The organism is Lentzea sp. JNUCC 0626 (assembly GCF_043632865.1).
Lineage (GTDB): Bacteria > Actinomycetota > Actinomycetes > Mycobacteriales > Pseudonocardiaceae > Lentzea.
In genome coordinates this window covers 10,498,713-10,524,418 of record NZ_CP171635.1, presented here as the reverse complement: position 1 = coordinate 10,524,418, position 25,706 = coordinate 10,498,713, and the positions used below count along the sequence as shown (strand labels likewise).

The following is a 25,706-nucleotide window of genomic DNA, read 5'->3' as shown; positions in this document are numbered from 1 at the left end:
CTAGCGGACCGTGCGGGTCTCTCCGTCCCACTCGGTCCGCAGGCTCGGCAGCAGTTCGGCCAGCTGCACCGGGTACACGGTGTCCTCGGCCGCCTCCAGCTCCTCCGCGCTCCACCACCGGAACGCCGTGATCGAGGTTTCCTCCACGTCGTTGAAGCCCGACGTGTCGACGGGAGGGGCCTCGGCGACGGTGGCGTGGAAGAACCACTCCTCGGCGTCGAACGTCTCGCCGTCGAAGCTGAACACCGCACGCCGCCGCCATACCGGGCCGACCAGATCGTCGGCCACGAGCTTCAGGCCCGTTTCCTCGAAGGCCTCGCGCAGGGCGGTTTCGCGCAGTTCCTCGCCCTCCTCGACGCCGCCGCCGACGGTGAACCAGAACGACTCCTGCGGGCGGGCCGGGTCGAAGCCCTGGAACAGCAGGACTCTGCCGTCGTGGTCGGTCAGCACGACGCGGGCCGAGGGGCGGGGCTTCAGCATCACCGCGTCGGACGGGGCGGCGGGTTCGGCGATCTCGAAGTACGACGGTTGCGGGGCGGTGCCTGCGAGCCTCAGCCAGCGGACGACGCGGCGGCGGCGTTGCAGCAGGGTGTCGCGGACGGCGTCGTTGTGGACGCGGCGGGCGAGCACCACTCGTTCCTCGGCGTCGGCGAGTTCGAAGGCCAGGGCCGGGGCCAACGCTGAGCGGTCGAGGGCTCCCAGGAGAGCGGAGAGTTCGTTCTCGGCCTCTTCGCGGTCGGCGCGGGACGCGGCCTCGGCCTTGGACGCCGCGGCGGACAGGGCCGGGTCCAGAAGGGCTCGGACGACGACGGCGCGGCGGGCCAGGGCGGCGTCGACGGCTGCCCAGGCCGCGTCGGTGCGGACGTGCAGGCGGTCCAGGCGGTTCGCGATGCGCAGGATCCAGGTGGCGAGCAGCAGGGCTACGACCACTACGACCAGTGCGGTGGTCATGCCTCGCTCACCCGGCGCGGGTCGGCGGCGATGGCGGTCTCGTAGACGCGCAGGACCTGCGAGGCGACGACGGACCAGTCGAAGGCCTGGACCCGTTGGGACGCAACGGACACGTACTCGGCGCGCAGGGCCGAGTCGTGCAGGACGGAGCGCAGGGCGTCGGCCAGCGCGGCGGCGTCGCTCACCGGGAAGAGCACGCCCGCCTTGCCGTCGTCGAGCACGCGGCGGAACGCGTCGAGGTCCGACGCCACCACGGCGGTGCCCGCGGACATGGCCTCGGTGAGGATGATGCCGAACGACTCGCCGCCGGTGTTCGGGGCGACGTAGACGTCGATCGACCGCAGCATCCGGGCCTTGTCCTCGTCGCTCACCTGGCCGAGCAGGTCGACCCGGTCGGCGAAGCGGCCCTCGAACGGGTTCTCGCCCCGGCCCACGACGAGCAGGCGCAGGTCCGGGAACTCGTCGGCGATCAGGCCGAACGCCTCCCACAGCACCGGCATGCCCTTGCGCGGTTCGTCGTAGCGGCCGACGAAACCGATGGTGCCGCCTGTCCGCGGATAGCCGTCCAAAGTGGACGCCGAGGCGAAGAAGTCGACGTCGACGCCGTTCGGGATCTCCACCGCGTCACCGCCGAGGTGCTCGACCTGCACGCGCCGCGCCAGTGCCGACACGGCGATGCGGGCCGTGACCTTCTCGAGGAACGGCTGCAGCACGGGCTGGAACGCCGACAGCATCTTCGAGCGCGGCGTCGAGGTGTGGAAGGTGGCGACGATCGGGCCGTCCGCGACCACCAGCGCGAGGAACGACAGGGACGGTGCCGTCGGCTCGTGCAGGTGCAGGACGTCGAACTGGTGCTCGTCGATCCAGCGGCGCACCCGCGCGTACGAGACGGGGCCGAAGCTCAGTCGTGCCACGGATCCGTTGTACGGGATGGCGACCGCGCGGCCCGCGGACGTGACGAACGGCGGCAGCGCCTGGTCGTCGTCGGCCGGCGCGAAGACGTCCACGGTGTGACCCAGGCCGATGAGGGCGCGCGCGAGGTCGACGACGTGCGCCTGCACTCCCCCGGGCACGTCGAGCGAGTACGGGCAGACGATACCGATCTTCACCTGGCCACGACCTTCACCGCGCGAGCCTCCTGGCCAGCGCCGCGCGCCGCTTCTCCGGCAGGTCGGAGAGCCAGAGCTGCTGCAACATGTGCCAGTCGGCGGGGTGCGCGGCGATGTCGGCGGCGAACACGTCGGCAACGGCCTGCGTGGCGGCCTGCACCGTGCTGACCTTGATCGGCGGGTGGATCCGGAAGTGCCAGCCGTCCTCGGTGAACCAGCACCCGACCGGCAGCAACGCCGCCCCGGTCGTGGCCGCCAGATGGGCCGGACCGGCGGGCATCAGCGTCTGCTCACCGAAGAACGTCACGGGCACGCCCGACGACGTCAGGTCCCGGTCGGCCAGCAGGCACACGACCTTGTTGTCGCGCAGGCGTTCGGCGAGCACCGTCGCAGGTGGACGGTCACCCCCGTTGAGCGGCAGCACCTCGAAGCCCAGCGTCTCGCGGAACTCCACGAACTTCCGGTACAGCGACTCGGGCTTGAGCCGCTCCGCCACCGTGGTGAACGTGCCGGAGTGCCCGACGAGCCACACGCCCGCCATGTCCCAGTTGCCGCTGTGCGGCAGCGCCACCACCGCGCCCGTGCCGTTCTTGATGGCCGCGTCGAGGTTCTCCACCCCGGACACCTGCGAGTCGCACTTCTCGTACGCCTTCTTCAGGTCCATCGACGGTAGCCGGAACGCCTCGCGCCAGTACCGCGCGTACGACCGCAGCGAGTCCCGGACGAGTTCGTCGAGCTCCTCCTCGCCGGCCTGGGGCACGACCCTGCGGAGGTTCTTCCTGAGCTGCTGGACCCCGCCACCGTTCTTCCTGGCCGCGTAGTCCGCCCCGGCCCGGAACAACCCGCGCGCCCACGACTCGGGCAGCAACCTGATCAACCGCCACCCGGCGCCGTACCCGAGCGTCGCGAGGTTCACGCCGCCTCCTTGGCGGACTTCGCGACGGCCGTGATGCGCTGCAACACCGTCACCACCGTCATGGCCGCGAGCAACCACAGCGAGATGTCCATCAGGTACGGCACACCGAGCCCCTGCACCCCGGCCCCGATCAAAGCGACGATGAACCGCTCGGCCCGCTCCGCCAACCCACCGTCGGCGCTGAGCCCGGACGCGTCGGCGCGCGCCTTGACGTAGGAGATGACCTGCGAGGCCACCAGGCAGATGAACCCGGCCGCCGCCGTCCACCGGTTGCCGGTGTCGAACGCGTACCAGGTGAGCGCCGCGAACAACGCCCCGTCCGCGATGCGGTCGCAGGTGGCGTCGAGCACGGCCCCGAACTTCGTGGGCCCCTGCGCGCGGGCCATGGCCCCGTCGATCAGGTCGAGGAGCACGAAGAACGTCACGAGCGCGCAGCCCAGGAACAGCTGTCCGCGGGGGATGAACCACAGCGCGCTGGCGACGGCGCCGATCGTGCCGGCGATGGTCACGGCGTTGGGCGTGAGGCCACGCGCCAGCAGCCACGCCCCGATCGGATCGGTGACGCGCGAGACGGACGCGCGAGCGAAGATGTTCAGCATGGCAGGTCGCAGCCTAGCTGGACTGCTGAAACAGGCGTCCCACGGGTAGGCGCGGAACGCGGGACACAGGACGGTCCGGACGTGCCGGAGCCGCGAGGCGAGGCCGGGAGGGGCGAGACGTCCGGGGATTGCGCGCGCGGGCAGGCAGGGGCCGGAGTGTCCGAAATGGCTGGTTCGCGGGTGGTGCGAAGCGTGCGAGGCGTGCGAGGCGCGCGCCGAACGGACCGTTCACGCCCTGGTTCCGAACGGACCGCTCACACGCGCGGGTTGCCCGGCAACCCGGCAGGTGCGGCAGAAGACGGCAGGCGGGCGAACCAGCACGGGCAGCCCGCCCAACCCCCTCACACAACTCGTGCCAGGCCGCTCCCACGAGCCCGGCGGTTCAACCCGGCTACCCCAGCCGGCGGTGGTCCTCGGCGATGCGCTTCAGCAACGCCTGCAACTCCTCCCCTCGCACCGCCAGCCTCTCCAGCCGGCCGAACAACGCGAGGTACTCGCGCACGTCCAGCGGGTCGGTGATGGTGGCGTTGCCGGTCAGCACGCTGACCGTCACCACGCGCTCGTCGTAGATGTGGAACCCGTGCAGCGCGACGATGTTCGCGTCGACGGACCACGGCACGACGCCCAGGCGGACGTTCGGGCGGCGTTGCAGGGCGGCCAGGTGTTCGACCTGTTCGGCCATCAGGTCGGCCGAGCCCATCCGCCAGCGCAGGGCGCTTTCGGAGAGCACGAACACGAACTGCTTGGCCAGGTCGTCCATCCGGGAACGGCGGGTGCGCAGGGCGGCCACCGCGGCCTCCTGCTCCGAATGCGGCATCGTCCCCAGCACGACCCGCAGGTAGGCCTCGGACTGCAGCAGCGAGGGGACCAGGTTGACCTGGAAGAACCTCGACGTCGCAGCCCGCGCCTCCACGCGGGTGATCGTCTGCTGGTGGCGGTGCGCTCCTCGGTGCAGCACGACGCGGCGGGTTTCCGCCTCCGCGTGCAGCGACCTGGCGAGTTCGACCAGTTCGATGCGCGTCTCTCTCGCGGCGGCCAGTTCCGCCACGAGACGCTCCACGTCCGTCACGGACGGGAGCAGCATGCCGTTCTCGATCTTCGACAGCTTTGACTGGCTCATCCCGGTGGCACGGGCGGTGGCCGTGCCGGTCATCTTCGCCTCGGTGCGCAACCGGCGTAGTTCACGCGAAAGCCGCTCTCTCGCTAATCGCGAACGCTCAGGTGCGGTCATGTTCGCACCGTAACCATTCGCGCACAGTGAGACGATCGGCCATAGGCGGGGACTTGACTCGCAGTTGACACCTCCAGGTGGGTGATCTCACCTACCTGGAATCGCTTTGTGCTGGTGTTACGTCTCGATCGACCGAAGAAATGCACCCGAAAGACGTAGTCGAAAGCTATTCCTGGCCACGTGGAAACTTGGCGGATTGTCTGCACCGGACAAACTGAGTGGTTTTTGTCACTCTTTTGTCCAACAATTAGTACGGGGTTCAATCACCGTGACCTCGACTAAACGCTCGGTTTAGCTCGCAAACCCCCGAAAAACAACAAGACCGCGACGACGTCGAGCAAGACGTCATCGCGGTCCCGGGAGAAAACCGATCAGTCGACGGCCTTCCAGCCGTCGGCGAGCAGCTGCCGGGTCTCGCCCAGCAGCTGGGGCAGCACCTTGGTGTGCCCGATGACCGGCATGAAGTTCGCGTCCCCACCCCACCTCGGCACCACGTGCTGGTGCAGGTGGGCGGCGATCCCGGCGCCGGCGACGACGCCCTGGTTCATGCCGATGTTGAACCCGTGCGGTGCCGCCACGTGCCGCGCCACCCGCATCGCCTTCTGCGTGAAGGCGCCGAGCTCGGCGACCTCCGACACCGTCAGCGACGTGTAGTCCGCGACGTGCCGGTACGGCAGCACCATCAGGTGCCCCGGGTTGTACGGGTACAGGTTGAGCAGCGCGAACACCTCGGCGCCGCGCGCGATGATCAGGCCGTCCTCGTCGGACAGCGAGACCACCTGGCAGAACGGGCACCCGGCGGGTTCGTCACCGGCGGCCTTGCCGGCCCCCTGCACGTACGACAGGCGGTGCGGGGTCCACAGGCGCTGCAACGCGTCCGGGACCCCCACACCGTCCTGAGCGGAGTACTCAGGCGTCACGAGAGCAGTTCCGCCGTGGGCGAGGCGTTCTCGCGACGGCCGACCCACTCCACGATCTGCTCCACGGCCCGCTCCACCGGCACGCCGTTGATCTGCGTGCCGTCGCGGAACCGGAACGACACCGCGTTCGCCTCCACGTCCTTGGCACCGGCCAGGAGCATGAACGGCACCTTCTGCATGGTGTGGTTGCGGATCTTCTTCTGCATGCGGTCGTCGGACGCGTCCACGTCGACCCGGATGCCCTTGCGGCGCAGCACGTCCTTCACCGCGAACAGGTGGTCGGCGTTCTCGGACGTGACCGGGATGCCCATGACCTGGACGGGAGCGAGCCACGCCGGGAACGCGCCCGCGTAGTGCTCGGTCAGCACGCCGAAGAAGCGCTCGACCGTGCCGAACAGGGCGCGGTGGATCATGACCGGGCGCTGGCGCGAGCCGTCCGGACCGGTGTACTCCAGTTCGAACTTCTCCGGCAGCATGAAGTCGAGCTGGATCGTCGACATCTGCCAGGTGCGGCCGAGCGCGTCCTTCGCCTGCACCGAGATCTTCGGGCCGTAGAACGCGGCACCGCCGGGGTCGGGCACGAGGTCCAGGCCGGACTCCTCGGCAACCGACGCGAGCGTCGCGGTCGCCTCCTCCCAGATGTCGTCGGGCCCGACGAACTTCTCCGGGTTCTTGGTCGACAGCTCCAGGTAGAAGTCGTCCAGGCCGTAGTCGCGCAGCAGATCGAGCACGAAGTTCAGCAACGACTTCAGCTCGTCGCGGATCTGGTCGCGGGTGCAGAAGATGTGCGCGTCGTCCTGCGTCATGCCGCGCACTCGGGTCAGGCCGTGCACCACGCCGGACTTCTCGTAGCGGTACACCGAGCCGAACTCGAACATGCGCAGCGGCAGCTCGCGGTACGACCGCCCGCGCGACTTGAAGATCAGGTCGTGGAACGGGCAGTTCATCGGCTTCAGGTAGTAGTCCTGGCCGGGCTTGCGGACGGTGCCGTCCTCGTCGACCTCGGCGTCGAGGTGCATCGCCGGGTACATGCCGTCCTTGTACCAGTCCAGGTGACCGGAGACCTCGAACAGCTTGCCCTTGGTGATGTGCGGCGAGTAGACGAACTCGTAGCCCGCCTCGGTGTGCCGCTGGCGGGAGTAGTCCTCCATCGCCTTGCGGATGATGCCGCCCTTGGGGTGGAACACCGCGAGGCCGGAGCCGATCTCGTCCGGGAACGAGAACAGGTCGAGCTCGACACCGAGCTTGCGGTGGTCGCGGCGCTCGGCCTCGGCGAGGCGCTCCAGGTAGAGGTCCTGGGCCTCCTGCGACTCCCACGCGGTGCCGTAGATGCGCTGCAGCTGCGGGTTGTTCTCGTTGCCGCGCCAGTACGCGGCGGCCACGCGGGTCAGCTTGAACGCCGGGATGTGCTTGGTGGTCGGCACGTGCGGGCCGCGGCACAGGTCGCCCCACACCTGCTCGCCCGAGCGCGGGTCGACGTTGTCGTAGATCGTCAGCTCGCCGCCGCCGACCTCCATGATCTCGCTGGTGTCGACGTCGCTCTTGATGTCGACGAGCTCCAGCTTGAACGGCTCCTTGGCCAACTCGGCCTTCGCGGAGTCGATCGACTCGACGACGCGGCGCGAGAACCGCTGCGAGGACTTGATGATCTGCTTCATGCGCTTCTCGAGCGCCTGCAGGTCCTCGGGCGTGAACGGCTTCTCGACCTGGAAGTCGTAGTAGAAGCCGTCCTTCACGGGCGGGCCGATGCCGAGCTTGGCCTCGGGGAACTGCTGCTGCACGGCCTGCGCCAGCACGTGCGCGGCGGAGTGGCGGATGACGCTGCGGCCGTCCTCGGTGTCCGCGGCGACGGCCTCAACCTCGACGTCGACCTGCGGGGTCCACGACAGGTCGCGCAGGTGACCCTCGGCGTCGCGCACGACGACGACGGCGTCGGCGCCCTTGCCCGGGAGGCCGGCTTCGCGCACGGCCGTGCCCGCCGTCGTCCCCGCCGGAACCACCACGCGAGGCGGGTTCTGGGCGACTGCTGGGCGCGACTCGGACACGGTGACTCCTACGTTCGACGAGTTGATTGCGGATCAGATGTTATCGGTGCTCAAGATGGACATGACGATCGCGTCGTGGAAGACGCCGTCCCAGAGCAGGGCGTCGCGGAGCCGGCCCTCCTCGCGGAAGCCCAGCTTCTTGTACACGTGGATGGCCCGCTCGTTGAAGTCGTACACCTCGAGGTCCACCCGGTGCAGGCCGCGCTCGGTGAACGCGTGGTCCAGCACGTGCTGGAGAGCGATCGTCCCGTAGCCCTTGCCGAACCCGTCCCACAGCACGATCCGCAGCCCGGCGGACCGGTTGGGCGGATCGATCGTAAGCACGACCTCGCCGAGGAACTTCCCGTCCTCGGTGATGGCGCGGGTGTAGCGGTTCGGGTCGTTCAGGGTCCGCTCGATGTAGGCCTCGACGTCCGCCAGTTCGAACGTCTGATGGCTGCCCGTGAACCGGGCGACCTCGTCGTCCTGCGGCCCACCGGCGAGCATGGCGGCGGCGAACTCCAGGCGGAGCGGTACGAGTTCCATGCCCCCGATTGAAGCCGGTCCGCGCAACCGCTTTACCTACGTACCCGCTTCTGAGTGGTTTTTCGGATGCGCCGCGGCGACGGGGGCGAGCACCCTGGTCGTCATGCCGGACCTGGTCGTGAAATGCCCCGTTCGCCTCACCGAGTCCAACCGGGACGATCTGCGCCTGCTCTACGCCGACCTGCGCGACCACTACACGCGCCGCGACGCCCGCAACGGCACGCGCACGGCCCTGCACTTCCTGTGGTCGGGCAAGCTCGACGATGAGCTCTTCGGCGCGACCTTCGCCGACCAGCGACACGTCTTCGCAGGTACGAGGCCTGTGCTGAACTCCGCGCAAACCCCTGGCGAGCTTCAGGAAACGAACAGGTGGCTGTCAGGCCCAGCTCAGCAGGGCGGCGCATCGTTGAGGACATGAGCGAGCAGGGACAGACGCCTCCGCCGCAGGAGCCGTCAGGAGACACACCGCGGGCCTCCCAGCCCGCACCGGACCAGGTGACGACCCCGCTGCCGGCCGACGCCACGGCCACGCCTGGCCAGCAGCCGACCGCCGCCGAACCACCTCCCGCGGCAGCCCCGCCCCCCGCAGCCCCACTGCCTCCTCCACCGCCCCCGCGCCGTCCAGGCCGCGTGCGGAGAGTCGCCGGCCACCGGGCTACCCAGCTCGTCGCCGTCGGCCTCCTCGGCCTGGTGCTGGGCGGCGGGATCGTGGGTGCCGTGGCGGCCAACCGCTTCGACGACCGCGGCGGCCCCGGCCACGTGCGGATGTACGACCGCGGCGAACGCGGCCCCGATCGCGGTGACCGCGGTCCAGGCGACCGCTTCGACCAGCGCGGCCCCTTCGGCGAGGGGCGCCCCGGCGACCGCTTCGAGCGGTGACCGACCGAGCGCACGGCCCCGCGTCAAGCCGATTCCCCGACGACCGACGTGGGACCGTGCGCTCCCCAAAGCCAGGAACGCGCGTCACGGCCGGATTAGTCCCCCTCGTTCTGCCGTGACGTGCGTTCCGCCCTAAAGCACCAGGCCCTGTCCGGCAAGTCCGTCGGGCGGCAGTAGCGGCCGACGGACTTGCCGGACAGGGCCTAGTAACCCTGCGGTCCCAGCCGGATCGCGAGCAGCTGCCGCCGCACCACCTTGCCGGTCGCGTTGCGCGGCAGCTGCGGCACGACCACGACCTCGCGCGGGACCTTGTGCCGCGCCAGCCTGGTCCGCACGAACTCGCGCAGCTCGCGCACGTCGATCCGCGTCCCCGCCACCGGCACCACGAACGCCCGCAACCGTTGCCCGTACTCGGCATCCGGCACGCCGAGCACCGCCGCGTCGCGCACCCGGTAGTGCGTCATCAGCAGGTTCTCCACCTCGACCGGGTACACGTTCTCGCCGCCGGAGACGATCATGTCGTCCTCGCGGCCGTCGAAGTACAGGCGGCCGCTCGGGTCGAAGTGGCCCAGGTCGCCGGTCGACACCAACCCGTCGATCGAGTCCTTCTGCGTGCCGTCCGTGTACAGGTCCACGGTCAACGAGCCGCGCACGTAGATGCGGCCGGTCACGAACGAACGCGTGATGCGGTTGCCTTCTTCGTCGTAGATGCGCACGAGGCAGTTGTGCGGCGGCAAGCCGACGCTGGACGGCGCGGCCGCGAGATCGTCAGGGGTGGCGACGGTGGCGACGGCGACTTCCGTTGAGCCGTAGAGGTTGTAGAGCACGGGGCCGAGCACGGCCTGGGTGCGTTCGACGAGGTCCGTCGAGATCGGCGAGCCGGAGGAGAACACGACGTTCAGGTGCGACAGGTCGAACGAGTCGATCACGTGGCGGTCGAGTTCCATGATCCGTTGCAGCATCGTCGGCACCAGCACGAGCGTCGTGCACCGCTGGCCCTGCACCGACCACAGCGTCTTGCGCGGGTCGAACCGGCGGTGCAGCACCGCGCGCGAGCCCAGCGACATCGCCAGCGTCAGGTGCGAGTAGCCGACGGAGTGGAAGATCGGCGCGGCGATGAACGTCGACTCGCCGGAGCGCATCGGGATGCGGTCGAGGAAGTCCGACGCCGTCAGCACCGACTTGATCTCGCGGGCCGTGCCCTTCGGGGTGCCGGTGGTGCCGGAGGTCAGCTGGATCACGACGCCGGGTTCGCGCGGCGGTTCCAACTCACCCCGCGGCGCCTTGGCGACCAACTGGTCCAGCGTCGGCGTGCGGCGGTCGAGGCCGTCGCGCGACCACGCGAGCCAGCGCGGGATCGACGGCGGCAGCTGGTGGAACAGCGGGGTGAACTCCTCGTCGTGGATCACCAGCGACGCGCGCTCGCGTTGCAGCAGATCGAGCACGACGGGAGCGCCGAAGCCGGTGTTGACCAGGAGCACGCGGACGCCGAGCTTCGCGCACGCCAGCAGCGACTCGACCATGCCCCGGTGGTTGCGGCACATCAACGCGACGATGTGCGTGTGCTGAACGCCCAACGCGCGCAGTCCCTGGGCGATCGCGTTGGAGCGGCGGTCGAGTTGCCGGTAGGTCACCGAACCGCGTTCGTCGACGACCGCGACGCCGTCCGGGTTCAGCCGGACGGAACGCCGGAGCGCCGTCACGTTCGGGCCCCAGATCTTGACCTCTCGCAACGCCTCCACGGACATCTTGAAGTTGGTGAGACTCACCATGCCCGCGGCGGAGAGAACACGCAGTGAGTGCACGCGGCCCATGGCGTCGCGGAACACCTTGCGCAACCCTGGCATCAACAGCTCCTCGCGCTGCAAGTCCCCCGAGGTATTCGGACGGTAACTGTCCGCAAGACCCAAGCCAAGCCTTGTTCCATGCGGAATTCGCATGACAACGGGACATTTGGACGTGTAAACGTTTACACGTCCCCTGTACCCGCACGGGCAGCCTGCCACACCACCGCGCGGAAGGAAGTCTGACCGGTCAGACCAGGAATCCGCGCAACAGCGACGCCGTCCCGTCGAGGTGTTCGGCCATCGCCTGCCGGGCCGTGGCGGGGTCTCCGTCCAAAATGGAAGCGATGATGCGCTCGTGCTGGGCGTTGGAGTGCGCGAGGTTCGGTTCGAGCAGCGGGATGTGGTCCAGCAGCTCGTTGGCGCGCATCCGCGACTCGGCCACGGCGGCGGTGAGCGCCGCGGACCCGGTGGCCTCGGCGATCGCGAGGTGCAGCCGCGAGTCCTTGCGGCGATATTCGGCGACCGTTGAAGTGGACGCTTCTTCCAACCGGGCGCGCAACCCCCGGCGTTCGGCGGGGCCTAGCGCCCGTCCCGCGGCCGTCTCCGCCGCTCCCGTCTCCAGCACCCTGCGCAACGTCAGCACGTCGTGCAGGTCGCCGAAGTCCTTGCCGGGCGCGGACTTCGGCAGCACCTCGTTGACGAACGTGCCGCCGTAGCGTCCCCTTCGGGACTCGACGTAATGGTTCTCCTGCAACGACCTGATGGCCTCGCGCACGGTCACCCGGCTCACGCCGAGCCGGGTGGCCAGGTCTCGTTCGGACGGCAGCCGCTGCCCCGGCGCGACGACGCCGAGCCGGATGGACTGCATGAGCCGTTCGACGGTCTCCTCGAACGCGTTGCCCGCCCGCACCGGGCGGAACAACGCGTCCTGCGCGTGCTCCGTCATGACCTAGAGCGGTGTCACGTACGCGCCGGCGATGCCGCCGTCCACGAGGAAGTTCGACGCGGTCATGAACGACGCGTCGTCGGAGGCCAGAAACGCGACCGCTGCGGCGATTTCCTCAGGTTCGGCGAACCGACCGAGCGGTACGTGCACGAGCCGGCGGGCCGCGCGCTCCGGGTCCTTCGCGAACAGTTCCTGCAACAGCGGGGTGTTCACCGGGCCGGGCGACAGGGCGTTGACGCGGATGCCCTCGCGCGCGAACTGCACACCGAGCTCACGCGACATCGCGAGCACGCCGCCCTTCGAGGCGGTGTAGGAGATCTGCGACGTCGCCGCGCCCATCGTCGCCACGAACGACGCCGTGTTGATGATGGAACCCTTGCCGTTGGCCTGCATGTGCGGGATGGCGTACTTGCAACACAAATAAACCGACGTGAGGTTCACCTTCTGCACGCGGTCCCACGCCTCGATGCCCGTGGTCAGGATCGAGTCGTCGTCGGGCGGCGAAATACCGGCGTTGTTGAAGGCGATGTCCAGCTTGCCGTAAGTGTCCACAGTGGTCTGGAAGAGGGCTTTGACCTGTTCCTCGTCGGTCACGTCCACCTGGACGAACAGCCCGCCGACCTCGTCCGCCGCCGCCTTGCCGCTCGTCGGGTCCAGGTCTGCGATGACGACCTTCGCGCCCTCGCTCGCGAACCGGCGCGCGGTCGCGAGTCCGATCCCGCTGCCGCCACCCGTCACGACGGCCACGCGGCCCTCGAGTCGCTGCACCATCTCTTGTTCTCCTTGCTCGGGTCCGGCTGGACTCAGGTAGCGATGAAGACGTTCTTGACTTCGGTGAAGGCGTCCAGCGCGTCGGGGCCGAGCTCGCGGCCGAGACCCGACTGCTTCACGCCACCGAACGGAGTCCAGTAGCGGACGGACGAATGCGAGTTCACCGACAGGTTTCCGGCCTCGACGGCACGGGACACCCGGATCGCGCGGCCCACGTCCCGGGTCCAGATCGACCCGGACAGGCCGTACTCCGAGTCGTTCGCGATCCGGATCGCGTCGGCCTCGTCGGTGAACGGCAGCACGACGACGACCGGGCCGAAGATCTCCTCGGTGACCGTCGGGTGGTCGGCGGGTGGCGTCAGAACCGTGGGCGGGAACCAGAAACCAGGTCCGTCCGGCGACGATCCGCGGAACGCCACGTGCTCGTCGTCTGGGACGTAAGACGCCACCTTGCCGAGGTGCGCGGCGGTGATGAGCGGCCCCATCTCGGTGGCCTCGTCACCGGGCTCGCCGACCTTGACGCCCTTGACCGCGGGCTCCAGCAGTTCCATGAACCTGTCGTAGACGCCGGCCTGCACGAGGATCCGCGAGCGGGCGCAGCAGTCCTGCCCGGCGTTGTCGAACACCCCGTACGGAGCGGTGGCGGCGGCCTTCTCCAGGTCCGAGTCGGCGAAGACGATGTTGGCCGACTTGCCGCCCAGTTCCAGCGTCACCCGCTTCACCTGGTTCGCGCAGCCCGCCATGATCTGCTTGCCGACCTCGGTGGAGCCGGTGAAGACCACCTTGCGCACCAACGGATGCGTGACGAACCGGTTGCCGACGACGCTGCCCTTGCCGGGCAGCACCTGGAAAACGCCTTCCGGGATGCCGGCTTCCAGCGCCAGCTCGCCGAGCCGAATCGCGGTCAGCGGCGTCACCTCGGCGGGCTTCAGCACGACCGTGTTGCCCGCGGCCAGCGCCGGCGCGAACCCCCAGCCCGCGATGGGCATCGGGAAGTTCCACGGCACGATCACGCCGACGACGCCGAGCGGTTCGTGGAACGTGACGTCGAGGCCGCCCGCGACCGGGATCTGCTTGCCGAACTGGCGTTCCGGCGCGGCCGAGTAGTACTGCAGGACGTCGCGGACGTTGCCCGCCTCCCACCGCGCGTTGCCGATGGTGTGGCCGGAGTTCTCGACTTCGAGCAGCGCGAGTTCCTCGACGTGCGCGTCCACGACCTCCGCGAACCTGCGCAGCAGCCGGGCGCGGTCGCCGGGCGCGACGTGCCGCCAGGTCTCGAACGCCTTCTGCGCCCGGCCGATCGCCGCGTCCGTGTCGCCGAGGGTCGTGTGCGGCACGGACCGCACGACCTTCTCGGTAGCCGGGTTGATGACGTCAAAGGTCACGCTTTTCTCCTTGCAACGTCGACAAGAGCGTCGAACAGCCTCAGGTCCTCGATGTCCTGCTCCGGGTGCGACTGCACGCCGACGACGAACCGCGCGCCCTCCAGCTCGACGGCCTCGACCGTGCCGTCCGGGGCCTGCGCGGTGATCTTCAGCCCGTCCGCGATCCGGTCCAGCGACTGGTGGTGATGGCATTGAACGGTCGTTCGATCGCCCAGGATGCCGTGCAGCAGCGTGTCCGGCGCGACGGCGATCTCGGTGTGCCCGAACACGCCCGGCGCCTCGTTGTGGCCCTCGATGTGCTGGTGCAGCGTGCCGCCGAGCGCCACGTTGAGCACCTGCATGCCCCGGCACACGCCGAGCACCGGCAGGTCGAGCTTGAGCGCGGACTCGACGAGCGCGAACTCGGCGTCGTCGCGGTCCCGGCTCGGCTGCCCGGTGCGTTCGTCGCGGTCGGCACCGTAGGCGGCGGGGTCGATGTCCGCTCCGCCCGCGATCACCAGGCCGTCGAGGAACCCGATGGTCTCGGCGGTCCAGGTGCCGACCGGCGGCAGCATGACCGGGTTGGCCCCGGCCTTCACCACGCAGTCGAGGTAGCCGCGGTAGAGCACCGCCGCTTCCACGTCCCAGAGCCCGAACCGCGTGCGCTCCAGGTAGGTGCTGATGCCGATGAGTGGCTTAGAGGCGCTCAAAACCGCGTACCTTCTCCCAGTCCGTGACCGCCGCCTCGAACGCGGTCAGCTCGACCTTGGCCGCGTTGAGGTAGTGGTCGACGACGTCCTTGCCGAACGCCTCGTGCGCGATCTTGCTGCCCGCCAACAGGTCCGCGGCTTCCTTCAGCGTCGTGGGCACGGTCGGCCGGTCGGACGCGTAGGCGTTGCCGACGAACTCGTCCTCCAGTTCCAGCTTCTGCTCGACGCCGTGCAGACCGGCCGCGATCAGCGCCGCCACCGCGAGGTACGGGTTCACGTCCCCACCGGGTACCCGGTTCTCGAAGCGCAACCCGTGGCCGTGGCCGACGACGCGCAGCGCGCACGTGCGGTTGTCCCGGCCCCACGCGACGGCGGTCGGCGCGAACGAGCCCTGCACGTACCGCTTGTAGGAGTTGATGTTCGGGGCGAGGAAGTAGGTGAGCTCGCGCAGACCGGCGAGCTGGCCGGCGAGGAAGTGCTTCATCAGCTCGGACATGCCGTGGCCCTCGGCGAAGACCGGCTCGCCTTCCTTGGAGCGCAGGGAAAGATGAATGTGGCAGGAGTTGCCCTCGCGTTCGTTGTACTTCGCCATGAACGTGAGCGACTTGCCCTGCTGGGCGGCGATCTCCTTGGAGCCGTTCTTGTAGATCGCGTGCTGGTCGCACGTGCGCAACGCCGTCGTGTACTTGAACGCGATCTCGTGCTGGCCGGGGTTGCACTCGCCCTTGGCCGACTCCACCACCATGCCCGCGCCCGTCATGCCGTTGCGGATTGCGCGCAGCAACGGTTCCACGCGCGCGGTGCCGAGCAACGAGTAGTCGACGTTGTACTGGTTGGACGGCGTGAGGTTGCGGTAGCCGGCGTTCCAGGCCTGCTCGTAGCTGTCGTCGAAGAGGATGAACTCCAGCTCGGTGCCGACGTAGCAGTCGAGGCCGAGTGCCTCCAGGCGGTCGAGCTGCTTGCGCAGGACCTGCCGGGGTGACGCGACGACCGGGTCGCCGTTCTCCCAGACGACGTCGCACATGACGAGCGCTGTGCCCTCCTGCCACGGCACGCGGCGGAGCGTCTCGATGTCGGGCTTCATGACGAAGTCGCCGTACCCGCGTTCCCAGCTCGACATCTCGAAGCCGCTGACCGGGTTCATCTCGACGTCGACGGCCATCAGGTAGTTGCAGCCCTCCGCGGAGTGGCCGAGGACCTCGTCGAGGAAGTACTGGGCAGCACAGCGCTTGCCCTGCAGGCGGCCCTGCATGTCCACGATCGCGACCAGGACGGTGTCGATCTCACCGGTGTCCACGGCCGCGCGCAACTCCTCGACGGTCAGCATCTCCGCGTTCCTCCAAAGGTATGTCTGCGAGCCATTGGCGGCACCATCTTGACACCGCCGGGTGACGAGCGCCACCCTCAACCACCGCTCAAAGGACTATTAGGAGTCCATATGGCCAAGCACGTCGAGTACGAGAAGGTGAGCAGCGACTACCTGGAGCACCGACAGCTCAAACGTGGCGCGGCGGGGTGGGTCCTGCTGGCCGGGCTGGGAGTCTCGTACGTGATCTCCGGCGACTTCGCCGGGTGGAACTTCGGCCTCGCCCAGGGCGGCTGGGGCGGGCTGCTGATCGCCACGATCCTGATGGCGACGATGTACACGTGCATGGTGTTCGGTCTCGCCGAACTGGCCTCCGCGCTCCCTGTCGCGGGTGCGGGCTACGGTTTCGCGAGGCGCGCGCTCGGCCCGTTGGGCGGGTACGCAACAGGTATCGCCATCCTGATCGAGTACGCCATCGCTCCCGCGGCGATCTCGGTGTTCATCGGCGACTACATCAAGGCCTTGGGGCTGCTGGACTCGACGTGGCCGGTGTACCTCGCCTGCTACATCGTGTTCGTCGGCATCCACCTGTACGGCGTCGGCGAGGCGTTGCGGGTGATGTTCGTGATCACCGGTGTCGCGGTCGTCGCGCTGGTCGCGTTCGTGGCGGGCATGATCCCGAAGTTCTCCGTGGACAACCTGTTCACCGTCGGCGACGGCTCCTTCCTGCCGATGGGCGTGACGGGCGCCTGGGGCTCTGTGGTGTTCGCGATCTGGTTCTTCCTGGCGGTGGAGGGTGTGCCACTCGCCGCGGAGGAAGCCCGCGATCCCAAGCGGGACATGCCGCGCGGCATCATCGGCGCGATGGTGGTGCTGCTGGTGTTCGCGGCGGCGATCCTCCTGGTGGCGCCCGGTGGTGCGGGCGCGAAGGTGCTGGAGGCGTCCGGAAACCCGTTGCCCGAGGCCGTTCGGGCGGCGTACGGCGGCGACACGTTCCTGGCTCAGCTCGTGAACTACGTCGGCCTGGCCGGTCTGGTCGCGTCCTTCTTCTCGATCATCTACGCGTACTCGCGGCAGCTGTTCGCGTTGTCGCGCGCCGGATACCTGCCGCGCTGGCTGTCCAAGACCGGCAAGCGCAAGACGCCGTACCTGGCGTTGATCGTGCCGGGCACCATCGGCTTCATCCTGGCCACGACGATGAAGACGATCGACCCCGTCACGGGTGGCGCGCGGCTCATCAACATCGCGGTGTTCGGTGCCGCGCTGTCGTACGTGCTGATGATGGTGTCGCACATCGTGTTGCGCAAGACGGCGCCGGATCTCCCCCGCCCGTACCGGACTCCTGGCGGTGTGGTGACCACGAGCGTGGCGCTCGTTCTGGCCGTTGCGGCGGTCATCGCGACGTTCTTCGTGGACGAGGTCGCTGCTGCTGTGACAGCGGGCATCGTCGTTGTCGCCGTTGCGTACTACTGGTTCTACAGTCGCCATCACCTGGTCGCGAGCGCTCCGGAGGAGGAGTTCGCGGCGATCGCGAAGGCAGAGGCAGAACTCGATTGAGACGAGCGTTGATCCTCGGCGGCACGGGCCTCATCGGCCGTGCCGCCGCTCGGCGTCTGTCCGAGTACGTCGAACGGCCCGATCTCTCAGTCTTGGCGCGGATCGCGGCCCAGCCGACGCCCGTCAGTGGTCTCCCGGCCACCCGCGCCATGACCGTCCACAGTGCACGGCCCGGCCACCGGAGTCCTGAGTCCTGGTTCGCCGACCACGTCATCGCAGGCCTTGAGGGCGTCGACCACCGGACCACCGCCGCGGGCCTGCACCCGTGGCGGCGGGGCTTCGTCCTCGACACGTCCGCTGCTCTCGGCCTCGGCTACCGGCCGGTCGGGGACTACGCGGCCACCGTGCCAGAGGCCCTCCAGGACTTGGTCTGACACCACAGTCCGGTTTCGAGCGGCACGTGGCAGTATCGGGCGAGTGAGTGACATTCAGCGTGTAGGAGTCGTCGGTTCCGGGCTCATGGGCTCCGGAATCGCCGAGGTGAGCGCTCGTGCCGGCCTCGACGTCATCGTCGTCGAGGTCAACGCGAGCGCGGCCGAGGCGGCGCAGGGGCGGATCGCCACCTCGCTCGCCAGGGGCGTCAAGTCGGGCAAGCTCAGCGAGGCCGACCGGGACGGCGCGTTGGAGCGCATCCGGTTCACCACCGACATCGGCGACTTCGCCGACCGTCAGTTCGTGGTCGAGGCCGTCGCCGAGAACGAGCAGATCAAGACCGAGATCTTCACCGCCCTCGACAAGGTCGTGAAGGACGAGGACGCCATCTTCGCGTCCAACACGTCGTCCATCCCGATCATGAAGCTCGGCATGGCCACCAACCGGCCCGAGCAGGTCATCGGCGTGCACTTCTTCAACCCGGTGCCGGTGCTGAAGCTGGTCGAGATCGTGCCGTCGCTGCTGACCGGCGCCACCACCCAGGACCGCGCCGAGACGTTCGTACGCACGGTGCTGGGCAAGGAGGTCATCCGCTCGCAGGACCGCGCCGGCTTCGTGGTCAACGCGCTGCTGATCCCGTACCTGCTCTCGTCGATCCGCATGCTGGAGTCCGGCTTCGCCTCGGCCGACGACATCGACAACGGCATGGTGCTCGGCTGCGCCCACCCGATGGGCCCGCTGCGCCTCACCGACCTGATCGGCCTCGACACCACCAAGGCCATCGCCGAGTCGATGTACGACGAGTTCAAGGAGCCGCTGTTCTCCCCGCCGCCGCTGCTGCTGCGCATGGTGGACGCGGGCCTGCTCGGCAAGAAGTCGGGCCGCGGCTTCCACAACTACGCCAAGTGATCTCGGACGACGACCTCGCGGCCATCGAGCAGCGGTGGTCGCGCGCGGTCGAGGTGGCGCCGAGGCCGTGGACGCCGTTGCTCGAAACCCGCAGCGGCACCGGCGGTTCCAGCGCCGTCGTGTTCGACGGCGACTCGCCGGACGACCTGGAGATGTCCGTCGAGGTCTTCGCCGGGACGAACCGGTGGCCGTCCCCGGACGCCCGGCTCGACGCGGTCGTCGACTTCGTCGGCCACTCGGCCGATGACGTGCGCACACTGCTCGACGAGGTGCGCCGCCTGCGCGGTGCGTGAAGCGACAGGCCCGCTCCCCGGGAGCGGGCCTTCTGCTTTCATTGATCACATGACTGCGGTCCTCAACGACTACGACAAGCTCGCCGCCGGGTACGACAAGTCGAACCACGACGACATCTTCAACGCCTACTACGAACGCCCGGCGATGCTTGCCCTGGCCGGTGACGTCACGGGCCGCAGAATCCTCGACGCCGGCTGCGGCGCGGGCCCGCTGCTCGCCGAACTGCACGCCCGCGGCGCCGACGTCAGCGGCTTCGACCTGAGCCGGAAGATGCTGGACCTCGCCCGCAGCCGCGTCCCGGACGCCGACCTGCGCGTGGCCGACATCGCCGCTCCGCTCCCCTACGCCGACGCGGAGTTCGACGACGTCGTCGTGTCCCTCGTCCTGCACTACCTCGGCGACTGGGGCCCGTCGCTGGCCGAGCTGCACCGCGTCGTGAAGCCCGGTGGCCGGCTGCTGATCTCCGTCGACCACCCGTTCGCCATGCACATGATCCACCGTCGCGACGGCCGCAAGACCAACTACTTCGAGACCTACAACTACCTCGAGACCTGGGACTACACCGGCGAACCGGTCGAGATGTCGTTCTGGAACCGGCCGCTGCACGCCATGACGAACGCGTTCAGCGCGGCCGGGTTCGCCATCACCGAGATCGCCGAGCCGCTGCCGTTGCCGGAGGCGCAGGAGAAGTTCCCCGACCACTACCGGGCGCTGACGACGAGCCCGAGCTTCCTGTTCTTCGTGCTGACCGCGTGACCGAGTCCTGGTCTCACGACGGCCGCCCGGTGCCCGATCTCGTGGCGTTGCTGCGCGCACGGATCGACGCCGGGCACCTCGAAACGTGGCTGACCAGCGAGTCGGGGCGGTCGTTCGCCTTCGTCACGAACACCGACCGCGCCATGCTCATGCTGTTGAACGGCGAGGGCGACGCGGGCGAACACGCGACCACCCCGAACGCCGAGGGCGAGAGCGATGGATTCGTCCTGTCCAACGGCCAGAGCGACACGTACCCGGACGCGGACACCGTTGCGCTGGAGCAAGCACTCACGATCGCCGGGCACGTCGTCCGCGAAGGTACCTGGCCTGCGGACGCGCACCACGTCAGCGATCGCTAGATCTCAGTGGACAATGCCGGGGTGTCCTACTTCGGCATCGAGGGCCACGAACCCCGGTGGAGCAACGGCTCGAAGGTCATCGCCACCGAGCACGGGCCACGCCTGCGAACGTTGGCCGGCCACGTGCTGCGGCACCTCTGGCTGGCCTGGGACCTCGACGACGACACCTGGTTCGCAGACGCCCCCGTCCTGCTGGACTTCGGCCACGAGCAGGTCGAGATCAACCACCAGAAGTTCGACGACCTCTCGCTCACCTGGAACACCGTCTCCCCGGCGAACCGTCCGGCCTGGAACTGCGGCAACTTCCGGCTCGCCTGGCGAGACGACACCCACGCCGAAGCGGCCGGCCTGCACGGCCGGCGCCTCGACACCGTCGAACTGCTCGAGTTCGGGGGAGACGACCTCGCCGCCGGGATGACAGCAGTCAGCTTCGTGTTCCCCGCTGACCGGATCACCGTGTCGAACGGCCTTGACGAGAACCGCCTCGAGTTCGGCGAACCGGACCCGGCCTACCTCCGCACCCCGCTCTAGACCGCGGCCAGCCGGTTCATCGAGTGCTGGATCAACGCCACCAGCACCGCCTTCGACGACTCCCGGTCCCGCGCGTCGCACAGCACCACCGGAATCGCCTCGTCCAGGTCCAGGGCGTGCCGAACCTCGTCCACCGTGTACATCTGCGACCCGTCGAAGCAGTTCACGGCGACGATGAACGGAATCCCCCGGTGCTCGAAGAAGTCGATCGAGGGGAACGAGGAGTCAAGACGGCGCGTGTCCACGAGCACCACGGCCCCGATGGCCCCGGTGGCGAGCTCGTCCCACATGAACCAGAACCGGTTCTGCCCGGGCGTGCCGAACAGGTACAGCACCACCTTGGTGTTGATGGTGATGCGCCCGAAGTCGAGGGCGACGGTGGTGGTGTCCTTGCCCTCGATGCCGGCGAGGTCGTCGACGTGCACACCGGCCTCGGTGAGCAGTTCCTCGGTACGGAGCGGCGGGATCTCGGACACCGACGCGACCATGGTGGTCTTGCCGGTGCCGAACCCGCCCGCGATGACGATCTTGACCGCGGTCGGCACGGTCAGCTGGTCGTCAGATCCCACGAACACCATCCAGTACGGCCTGCAGGAGATTCCTGTCGGGAATCTTGGGGGAGGAGGTCTGCACGAGCACGTCGCCGCGCTCGATGAGGTCCGAGAGCAGGACCTTCACCACGACGAGCGGGACGTCGAGGTAGGCGGCGACCTCGGCGACCGAGAGCGGGCGTGCGCACAGGGCCATGATCTCGCGATGTTCGACCGTCAGCGACGTCTGGTCGGACGCAAACGAGGAGGCGCGGACCTGCGTGACGAGGTGGAGATCAGGCGCGTTCGGCCTAGTGCGGCCGCGCACCATCGCGTAAGGCCGCACCAACGGTCCCGCGGCCTCGTCGTACCACCAGTCGTCGCGCCCGGTCATCAGCGTGACTCACGCGCCGATGGCACGGTCGCGGTCTCCGCGCGCGGGGCCGACGACAGGTACGTTCCCACGCGCTTGACCAGCATGTTCATCTCGTAGGCGATCATGCCCATGTCGGCGTCCTCCTCACCCAGCACGGCCAGGCAGGCTCCGTGACCGGCGGCGGTCACGAACAAGTATGCGTGCTCCATCTCCACGATGGTCTGCCGAACGGCGCCACCACCGAAATGGCGGCCGGTCCCCCGTGCGAGCGACTGGAACGCGGACGCCATCGCGGACAGGTGCTCCGAGTCGTCGCGGGACAGCCCGGCCGAGCGGCCGAGCAGGAGTCCGTCCGCCGACAGCACGACCGCGTGGCGGGCTCCGACCACGCGCTGGATCAGGTCCTCCAGCAACCAGTTCAGTTCGCCGTGCTGGGTTGCGTTGTTCATGACGAGGGGGCTCCTTCTGATCTCCAGTCGTCGGTCAGCCGGGCGTCACGGGTACCGCGCTGGAACGCGGCGAAACCGTCACGGGTCCGCTCGGCCGACCGTTCGCCGGTCACCGGCTCGGCGTGGGGCGGCTCCTCCGAGGGGTGCACGAGCTGCGGCGCGAGGTTCTGCCGCTTCTTCCTGCGGGGAAGGGGTGCCTTCCCGTCCTGGGCCGGAGGGGCCGCTGGGGTCTGCTGGTCCACCGATGCTTCGGACACGGCCGTGGAAGTGTTCACGTCTGGATCTACGAGCGCGTGCAGGCCCGCGTTCACGGCTTCCAGCACTTCGGGATTCACCTTCACCGGAAGGCTCGGGTGGTCCTCGACGTGACCGTGGTGCTGGTCGTGGAACGACCGCACCGGCATCTGGGTGGTCTCGGTGATGTCGCCCGCGGTGCTGTGCGGGGCGACGATGTTCGGCGGCAGCACGCACAACGCGACGGTCCCGCCGTACGGCGAGTCGCGCAGCTCCACCTTGATGCCCCGCCGTGCGGCGAGCCTCGCGACGACGAACAGGCCCAGGCGGGACTCGCCCCGGAACGCCATCGTCTCGAAGTCCGGCGGGTTGGAGAGCTTGGCGTTGGCCTGGAGTCGTTCCTCCTGCGTCAGGCCGAGACCGTGGTCCTCGATCTCGATCACGAGCCCGTGCGGCGCGGAGCTGGAGTGGATGACGACCTCGGAGCGCGGCGACGAGAACGCCGTCGCGTTGTCGACGAGTTCCGCGAGCAGGTGGATGGTGTCGGCGACGGCCACGCCCACCAGTGCGCGATCGGGCACCGGGTTGACCTTCACCCGGACGTACTGCTCGGTCTCGGCCACGGCCGAGCGGATGACGTCGCTCAGGCGCACCGGCTTGCGCCACTGCCTGCCCGGCTGCTCCCCCGCGAGGATGATCAGGTTCTCCGCGTTGCGGCGGGCGCGGGTCGCCAGGTGGTCGAGCTGGAAGAGCGAGTCGAGCTGCTCGGGGTGTTCCTCTTCGCGTTCGAGCTTGTCGAGGATCTTGAGCTGGCGGTGCACGAGGCCCTGGTTGCGGTGCGCGATGTCGAGGAACACCCGGTTCACGCCCTCGCGTGCCTGGGTCTCCTTCACCGCGGCCGCGACAGCCGTGTACTGGGCGGCGTTGAACGCGTCGGCGACCTGGCCGATCTCGTCGTTGCCGTAGTCGAGCGGCGGCATGTCGCGGTGCACGTCGACCTGCTCGCCGCCGCGCAGCCGGGCGACGATGTGCGGCAGCCGTTCCTGGGCGAGCCGGAGCGTGTCTTCCCTGAGTGAGGCCAGACGCGTGACCAGGGCGCGCGACACCAGACGGTTCGAGATGCGCAACGCCAGCACGATGCCGACGACGACCGCGAGCAACGCGATCAGGCTGCCGATCAGGACGGCGGCGACCCGGCTGTCGGCCTTGTCGAGGCCGAGGTCGGCGGCGTTGCGGGCCTGCGTGACGGCGAGTCCGACGAGGTTGTCGTGCACGGGCGCGGCCACCCCGCGCCACTGCGCGTCGGTGATGCCCCGGTCGCCGTTGACGATCTTGCCCTCGAGGTCGAGCAACGTCCGGTACTCGGTGCTGCCGCGCAACGCGTCGTACTGCGAGCGCGGCTGCTCCAGCGCGAACGGGATCGTGGCGTCGAGGCTGCCGTGGTAGGCGCCGATCAGCCGGGAGAACTCGACCCGTTCGGCCGGGGTGAAGGTGCCGTTGAGCAGGCCGCGCGAGCCGATCGTGGCGCCGCGGGACAGCCAGTCGGAGGCCTGGAAGATCGTGACGGCCTGGACGTTGGCCTGGCTCGCCTCCGAGTCGGGCACGAGGCGGGCCTGCCGGGCGAGCAGCCCGACGCCCGAGTCGAGGAGGCTGTTGTAGTAGTCGTAGACGGCCTGCGGGTTCGCCGACCCGGACGTGATGCCCTGGCGTTGCCGCGGCAGCTCGTCCAGCACGGCGTTGAGGCCGTTGATGCGGTCGGTGGTGTCCTGCGGCGCGCTCTCGGCGAGGTCGGTGAACGCCTCGCGCATCTTCCGCACGGCCTCGTCGGTGACGGCGTGCTGGCGCCCGAGCCCGCCCCGGTCGACGCCCTCGGCGTTGCTGAGGACCTCGAGGCTCTGCTGACGTTCCTTCTGCAACGCCGCGAGCGCCTCGACGGACGGGATCGCCGCGCCTTTGACGCCGGCCGCGACCGACCTCATGTAGAAGCCGTCAAAAAGGGTGTACGAGGAGAAAACGGCCCACATGACCAGCAGCACCACGCTGGGAACGACCACGACACCGGCCAGCCGCGACCGAATGGTCCGGTAGTTGGTCGGTGTGTACCCGCTCTTCTCGTTCACAGCGCTCTCACGGTCTCCTGTGGCCCACGGCTAGCGCTGCGGGTTACTGAAGTAACTCCTTCGGCTGTAATTAGGTTACGGCGGGGGATCTTCGTTACCCAATGACAGCGATCACACGCAGTACGCGGTTGGCAGGCTACCCAGTCGAGTGACTGGAGCAACACCCGGTACGGGGGTTCTTGCCTTGTGAGAACCCCCGTACGGGCTAGTTCTGTCGCTGTGGTTCTACGGCCTCTCAACCGCGACAACGTTGTAAGTCGTCTCGGGCGTCGGAGGCGTGCTGAACCGGGCATTCGGCAGGTAGAGGCGCTTGCCGAACGCGGCGACCGTCGTCGGCACGTCGAAGCGCGCGTCCGTCCGTTCCGCCGCGAGCGTCGCGCCGTCACGACTCAGCGTGTAGCGCGCGACTTTGTTCAGCCGGTTTTGCACCACGTACAACTGCCGTCCCTCACGCAACAGACCGTCACCATTGGTGAGTGTTTGACCGCTCAAATTGATCTCGGCGGTTTTGCCGCTGCGAGGATCGGCCCGGAACAGCTTTCCGGTGTTGCTCTGCACGACGATCAGACCGCCGTCCAGACCCGTGACGATGCCGTTGAGGTTGGTCGCTCCCGGCGTCACCACGAGGTCGCCGGTCAACGCCAGCGTCCGGTGCGGTTTGAGGTTCAACGGCACCTCGTAGAGCACCGCCTTGCGCGAGTCGGTGAACCACGCCGACTTCTCGGTCAGCACCACGTCGTTGACGAACGTGTCCGCCGTGGCGAACTGGAACGTGGCCAGCAACTTGCCGGACCGCGTGTCGTAGACCCGTGCGTCGCCACCAACACCACCGGCAACCCACAGCCGTTTGCGCTCATCGACCTTCATGCCGAGCGACGGCGTGCCGGGCCCCTTGGCCAGCACCTTGCCCTTGCCCGTGCGCAGGTCGGCCGCGTAGATCGACCCGTCGGCGCGCGACCCGAAGTAGGCCGTGGTGCCGCTGATCGCAATGCCTTCGGGCTGCCACCCGTTGGGCAGGGAGAACTCGGTCGGGAAGTGCTTCGACGCGCCTGCGGTGGCCGGCGCGGCAGCGGTGAGCGTGACGCCCAGAACCGCCGCGAGCAGGACACCGAATCTGCGGTACATGCCGCCTCCTCCTCGGATTGGGGTGCACCCCAGAT

28 protein-coding genes are annotated in these 25,706 nt (G+C 68.8%); 9 read left to right on the top strand and 19 right to left on the bottom strand.

Annotated features, from left to right (window positions below; translation table 11 throughout):
* From JNUCC0626_RS49155 to JNUCC0626_RS49120, 8 genes are all read right to left on the bottom strand, one after another.
* Positions 1 to 951, bottom strand: coding sequence for an NUDIX hydrolase (locus JNUCC0626_RS49155; protein WP_394617471.1), 951 nt, complete (start codon positions 949 to 951; stop codon positions 1 to 3).
* Positions 948 to 2,060: a glycosyltransferase family 4 protein gene (locus tag JNUCC0626_RS49150; protein ID WP_394617470.1), complete on the bottom strand. Its 1,113-nt coding sequence runs from the start codon at positions 2,058 to 2,060 to the stop codon at positions 948 to 950. The genes JNUCC0626_RS49155 and JNUCC0626_RS49150 overlap by 4 nt, the downstream gene beginning before the upstream one ends.
* 13 nt (positions 2,061 to 2,073) lie before the next feature.
* Entirely contained in the window at positions 2,074 to 2,976 is a 903-nt protein-coding gene (locus JNUCC0626_RS49145) for a phosphatidylinositol mannoside acyltransferase (protein ID WP_394617469.1), read from the bottom strand.
* The gene (gene pgsA, locus JNUCC0626_RS49140) at positions 2,973 to 3,575 is read right to left on the bottom strand and encodes a phosphatidylinositol phosphate synthase (protein WP_394617468.1); all 603 of its coding nucleotides are present in this window, start codon (positions 3,573 to 3,575) and stop codon (positions 2,973 to 2,975) included. Before pgsA ends, JNUCC0626_RS49145 begins: the two co-directional genes overlap by 4 nt.
* Positions 3,576 to 3,966: 391 nt before the next feature.
* Complete coding sequence (locus JNUCC0626_RS49135) at positions 3,967 to 4,806, bottom strand: helix-turn-helix domain-containing protein (RefSeq protein WP_394617467.1); 840 nt, start codon at positions 4,804 to 4,806, stop codon at positions 3,967 to 3,969.
* A gap of 371 nt (positions 4,807 to 5,177) precedes the next feature.
* Entirely contained in the window at positions 5,178 to 5,726 is a 549-nt protein-coding gene (locus tag JNUCC0626_RS49130) for an HIT family protein (protein ID WP_394617466.1), read from the bottom strand.
* Entirely contained in the window at positions 5,723 to 7,729 is a 2,007-nt protein-coding gene (thrS, locus tag JNUCC0626_RS49125; protein ID WP_394622267.1) for a threonine--tRNA ligase, read from the bottom strand. Before thrS ends, JNUCC0626_RS49130 begins: the two co-directional genes overlap by 4 nt.
* Before the next feature lie 75 nt (positions 7,730 to 7,804).
* Entirely contained in the window at positions 7,805 to 8,296 is a 492-nt protein-coding gene (locus JNUCC0626_RS49120) for a GNAT family N-acetyltransferase (RefSeq protein WP_394617465.1), read from the bottom strand.
* A gap of 103 nt (positions 8,297 to 8,399) precedes the next feature.
* On the opposite strand from JNUCC0626_RS49120, the gene JNUCC0626_RS49115 reads away from it, so the two are divergent.
* Together JNUCC0626_RS49115 and JNUCC0626_RS49110 are read left to right on the top strand one after the other, a co-directional pair.
* On the top strand, positions 8,400 to 8,714 hold the full coding sequence (locus JNUCC0626_RS49115) for a hypothetical protein (RefSeq protein ID WP_394617464.1): 315 nt from the start codon (positions 8,400 to 8,402) through the stop codon (positions 8,712 to 8,714).
* Positions 8,711 to 9,175, top strand: a complete 465-nt coding sequence (locus JNUCC0626_RS49110) for a hypothetical protein (protein ID WP_394617463.1) — start codon at positions 8,711 to 8,713, stop codon at positions 9,173 to 9,175. The genes JNUCC0626_RS49115 and JNUCC0626_RS49110 overlap by 4 nt, the downstream gene beginning before the upstream one ends.
* A 203-nt stretch (positions 9,176 to 9,378) precedes the next feature.
* Here JNUCC0626_RS49110 and JNUCC0626_RS49105 read toward each other — a convergent pair whose 3' ends face one another.
* The 6 genes from JNUCC0626_RS49105 to JNUCC0626_RS49080 form a co-directional block, all read right to left on the bottom strand.
* Positions 9,379 to 11,022, bottom strand: coding sequence for an AMP-binding protein (locus tag JNUCC0626_RS49105; RefSeq protein WP_394617462.1), 1,644 nt, complete (start codon positions 11,020 to 11,022; stop codon positions 9,379 to 9,381).
* Between the two features lie 187 nt (positions 11,023 to 11,209).
* A complete protein-coding gene (locus JNUCC0626_RS49100) occupies positions 11,210 to 11,908 on the bottom strand; it encodes a FadR/GntR family transcriptional regulator (RefSeq protein ID WP_394617461.1) in 699 nt (232 codons plus the stop codon).
* Between the two features lie 3 nt (positions 11,909 to 11,911).
* Positions 11,912 to 12,679: a 3-oxoacyl-ACP reductase gene (locus tag JNUCC0626_RS49095; protein WP_382442955.1), complete on the bottom strand. Its 768-nt coding sequence runs from the start codon at positions 12,677 to 12,679 to the stop codon at positions 11,912 to 11,914.
* A 32-nt stretch (positions 12,680 to 12,711) separates the two neighbouring features.
* Positions 12,712 to 14,064 (bottom strand): aldehyde dehydrogenase family protein, encoded by a 1,353-nt coding sequence (locus JNUCC0626_RS49090; protein WP_394617460.1) that lies wholly within the window; start codon positions 14,062 to 14,064, stop codon positions 12,712 to 12,714.
* Positions 14,061 to 14,753, bottom strand: a complete 693-nt coding sequence (locus JNUCC0626_RS49085) for a gamma-glutamyl-gamma-aminobutyrate hydrolase family protein (RefSeq protein ID WP_394617459.1) — start codon at positions 14,751 to 14,753, stop codon at positions 14,061 to 14,063. The genes JNUCC0626_RS49090 and JNUCC0626_RS49085 overlap by 4 nt, the downstream gene beginning before the upstream one ends.
* On the bottom strand, positions 14,740 to 16,080 hold the full coding sequence (locus JNUCC0626_RS49080; RefSeq protein WP_394617458.1) for a glutamine synthetase family protein: 1,341 nt from the start codon (positions 16,078 to 16,080) through the stop codon (positions 14,740 to 14,742). Before JNUCC0626_RS49080 ends, JNUCC0626_RS49085 begins: the two co-directional genes overlap by 14 nt.
* 111 nt (positions 16,081 to 16,191) lie before the next feature.
* Here JNUCC0626_RS49080 and eat point away from each other — a divergent pair, with 111 nt between their 5' ends.
* The 7 genes from eat to JNUCC0626_RS49045 are packed head-to-tail and all read left to right on the top strand — an operon-like array spanning position 16,192 to position 20,837.
* Positions 16,192 to 17,616, top strand: a complete 1,425-nt coding sequence (gene eat, locus JNUCC0626_RS49075) for an ethanolamine permease (protein WP_394617457.1) — start codon at positions 16,192 to 16,194, stop codon at positions 17,614 to 17,616.
* Positions 17,613 to 17,990 (top strand): hypothetical protein, encoded by a 378-nt coding sequence (locus JNUCC0626_RS49070; protein WP_394617456.1) that lies wholly within the window; start codon positions 17,613 to 17,615, stop codon positions 17,988 to 17,990. Before eat ends, JNUCC0626_RS49070 begins: the two co-directional genes overlap by 4 nt.
* A gap of 43 nt (positions 17,991 to 18,033) precedes the next feature.
* Positions 18,034 to 18,897, top strand: a complete 864-nt coding sequence (locus tag JNUCC0626_RS49065; protein ID WP_394617455.1) for a 3-hydroxybutyryl-CoA dehydrogenase — start codon at positions 18,034 to 18,036, stop codon at positions 18,895 to 18,897.
* The gene (locus JNUCC0626_RS49060) at positions 18,894 to 19,190 is read left to right on the top strand and encodes a hypothetical protein (protein WP_394617454.1); all 297 of its coding nucleotides are present in this window, start codon (positions 18,894 to 18,896) and stop codon (positions 19,188 to 19,190) included. Before JNUCC0626_RS49065 ends, JNUCC0626_RS49060 begins: the two co-directional genes overlap by 4 nt.
* Before the next feature lie 49 nt (positions 19,191 to 19,239).
* Positions 19,240 to 19,947, top strand: coding sequence for a class I SAM-dependent methyltransferase (locus JNUCC0626_RS49055; RefSeq protein ID WP_394617453.1), 708 nt, complete (start codon positions 19,240 to 19,242; stop codon positions 19,945 to 19,947).
* Positions 19,944 to 20,306 (top strand): hypothetical protein, encoded by a 363-nt coding sequence (locus tag JNUCC0626_RS49050; RefSeq protein ID WP_394617452.1) that lies wholly within the window; start codon positions 19,944 to 19,946, stop codon positions 20,304 to 20,306. Before JNUCC0626_RS49055 ends, JNUCC0626_RS49050 begins: the two co-directional genes overlap by 4 nt.
* 21 nt (positions 20,307 to 20,327) lie before the next feature.
* Positions 20,328 to 20,837: a hypothetical protein gene (locus JNUCC0626_RS49045; RefSeq protein WP_394617451.1), complete on the top strand. Its 510-nt coding sequence runs from the start codon at positions 20,328 to 20,330 to the stop codon at positions 20,835 to 20,837.
* On the opposite strand, the gene JNUCC0626_RS49040 is transcribed toward JNUCC0626_RS49045, so the two are convergent.
* From JNUCC0626_RS49040 to JNUCC0626_RS49020, 5 genes are all read right to left on the bottom strand, one after another.
* On the bottom strand, positions 20,834 to 21,415 hold the full coding sequence (locus JNUCC0626_RS49040) for a GTP-binding protein (protein ID WP_394617450.1): 582 nt from the start codon (positions 21,413 to 21,415) through the stop codon (positions 20,834 to 20,836). The two genes, JNUCC0626_RS49045 and JNUCC0626_RS49040, sit on opposite strands and share 4 nt — an antisense overlap.
* On the bottom strand, positions 21,396 to 21,761 hold the full coding sequence (locus JNUCC0626_RS49035; RefSeq protein WP_394617449.1) for a DUF742 domain-containing protein: 366 nt from the start codon (positions 21,759 to 21,761) through the stop codon (positions 21,396 to 21,398). The genes JNUCC0626_RS49040 and JNUCC0626_RS49035 overlap by 20 nt, the downstream gene beginning before the upstream one ends.
* The gene (locus JNUCC0626_RS49030; protein ID WP_285641073.1) at positions 21,761 to 22,192 is read right to left on the bottom strand and encodes a roadblock/LC7 domain-containing protein; all 432 of its coding nucleotides are present in this window, start codon (positions 22,190 to 22,192) and stop codon (positions 21,761 to 21,763) included. The genes JNUCC0626_RS49035 and JNUCC0626_RS49030 overlap by 1 nt, the downstream gene beginning before the upstream one ends.
* On the bottom strand, positions 22,189 to 24,546 hold the full coding sequence (locus tag JNUCC0626_RS49025; RefSeq protein ID WP_394617448.1) for a sensor histidine kinase: 2,358 nt from the start codon (positions 24,544 to 24,546) through the stop codon (positions 22,189 to 22,191). Before JNUCC0626_RS49025 ends, JNUCC0626_RS49030 begins: the two co-directional genes overlap by 4 nt.
* A 225-nt stretch (positions 24,547 to 24,771) precedes the next feature.
* The gene (locus JNUCC0626_RS49020) at positions 24,772 to 25,671 is read right to left on the bottom strand and encodes a superoxide dismutase (protein ID WP_394617447.1); all 900 of its coding nucleotides are present in this window, start codon (positions 25,669 to 25,671) and stop codon (positions 24,772 to 24,774) included.
* Between the last annotated feature and the right edge of the window lie 35 nt (positions 25,672 to 25,706).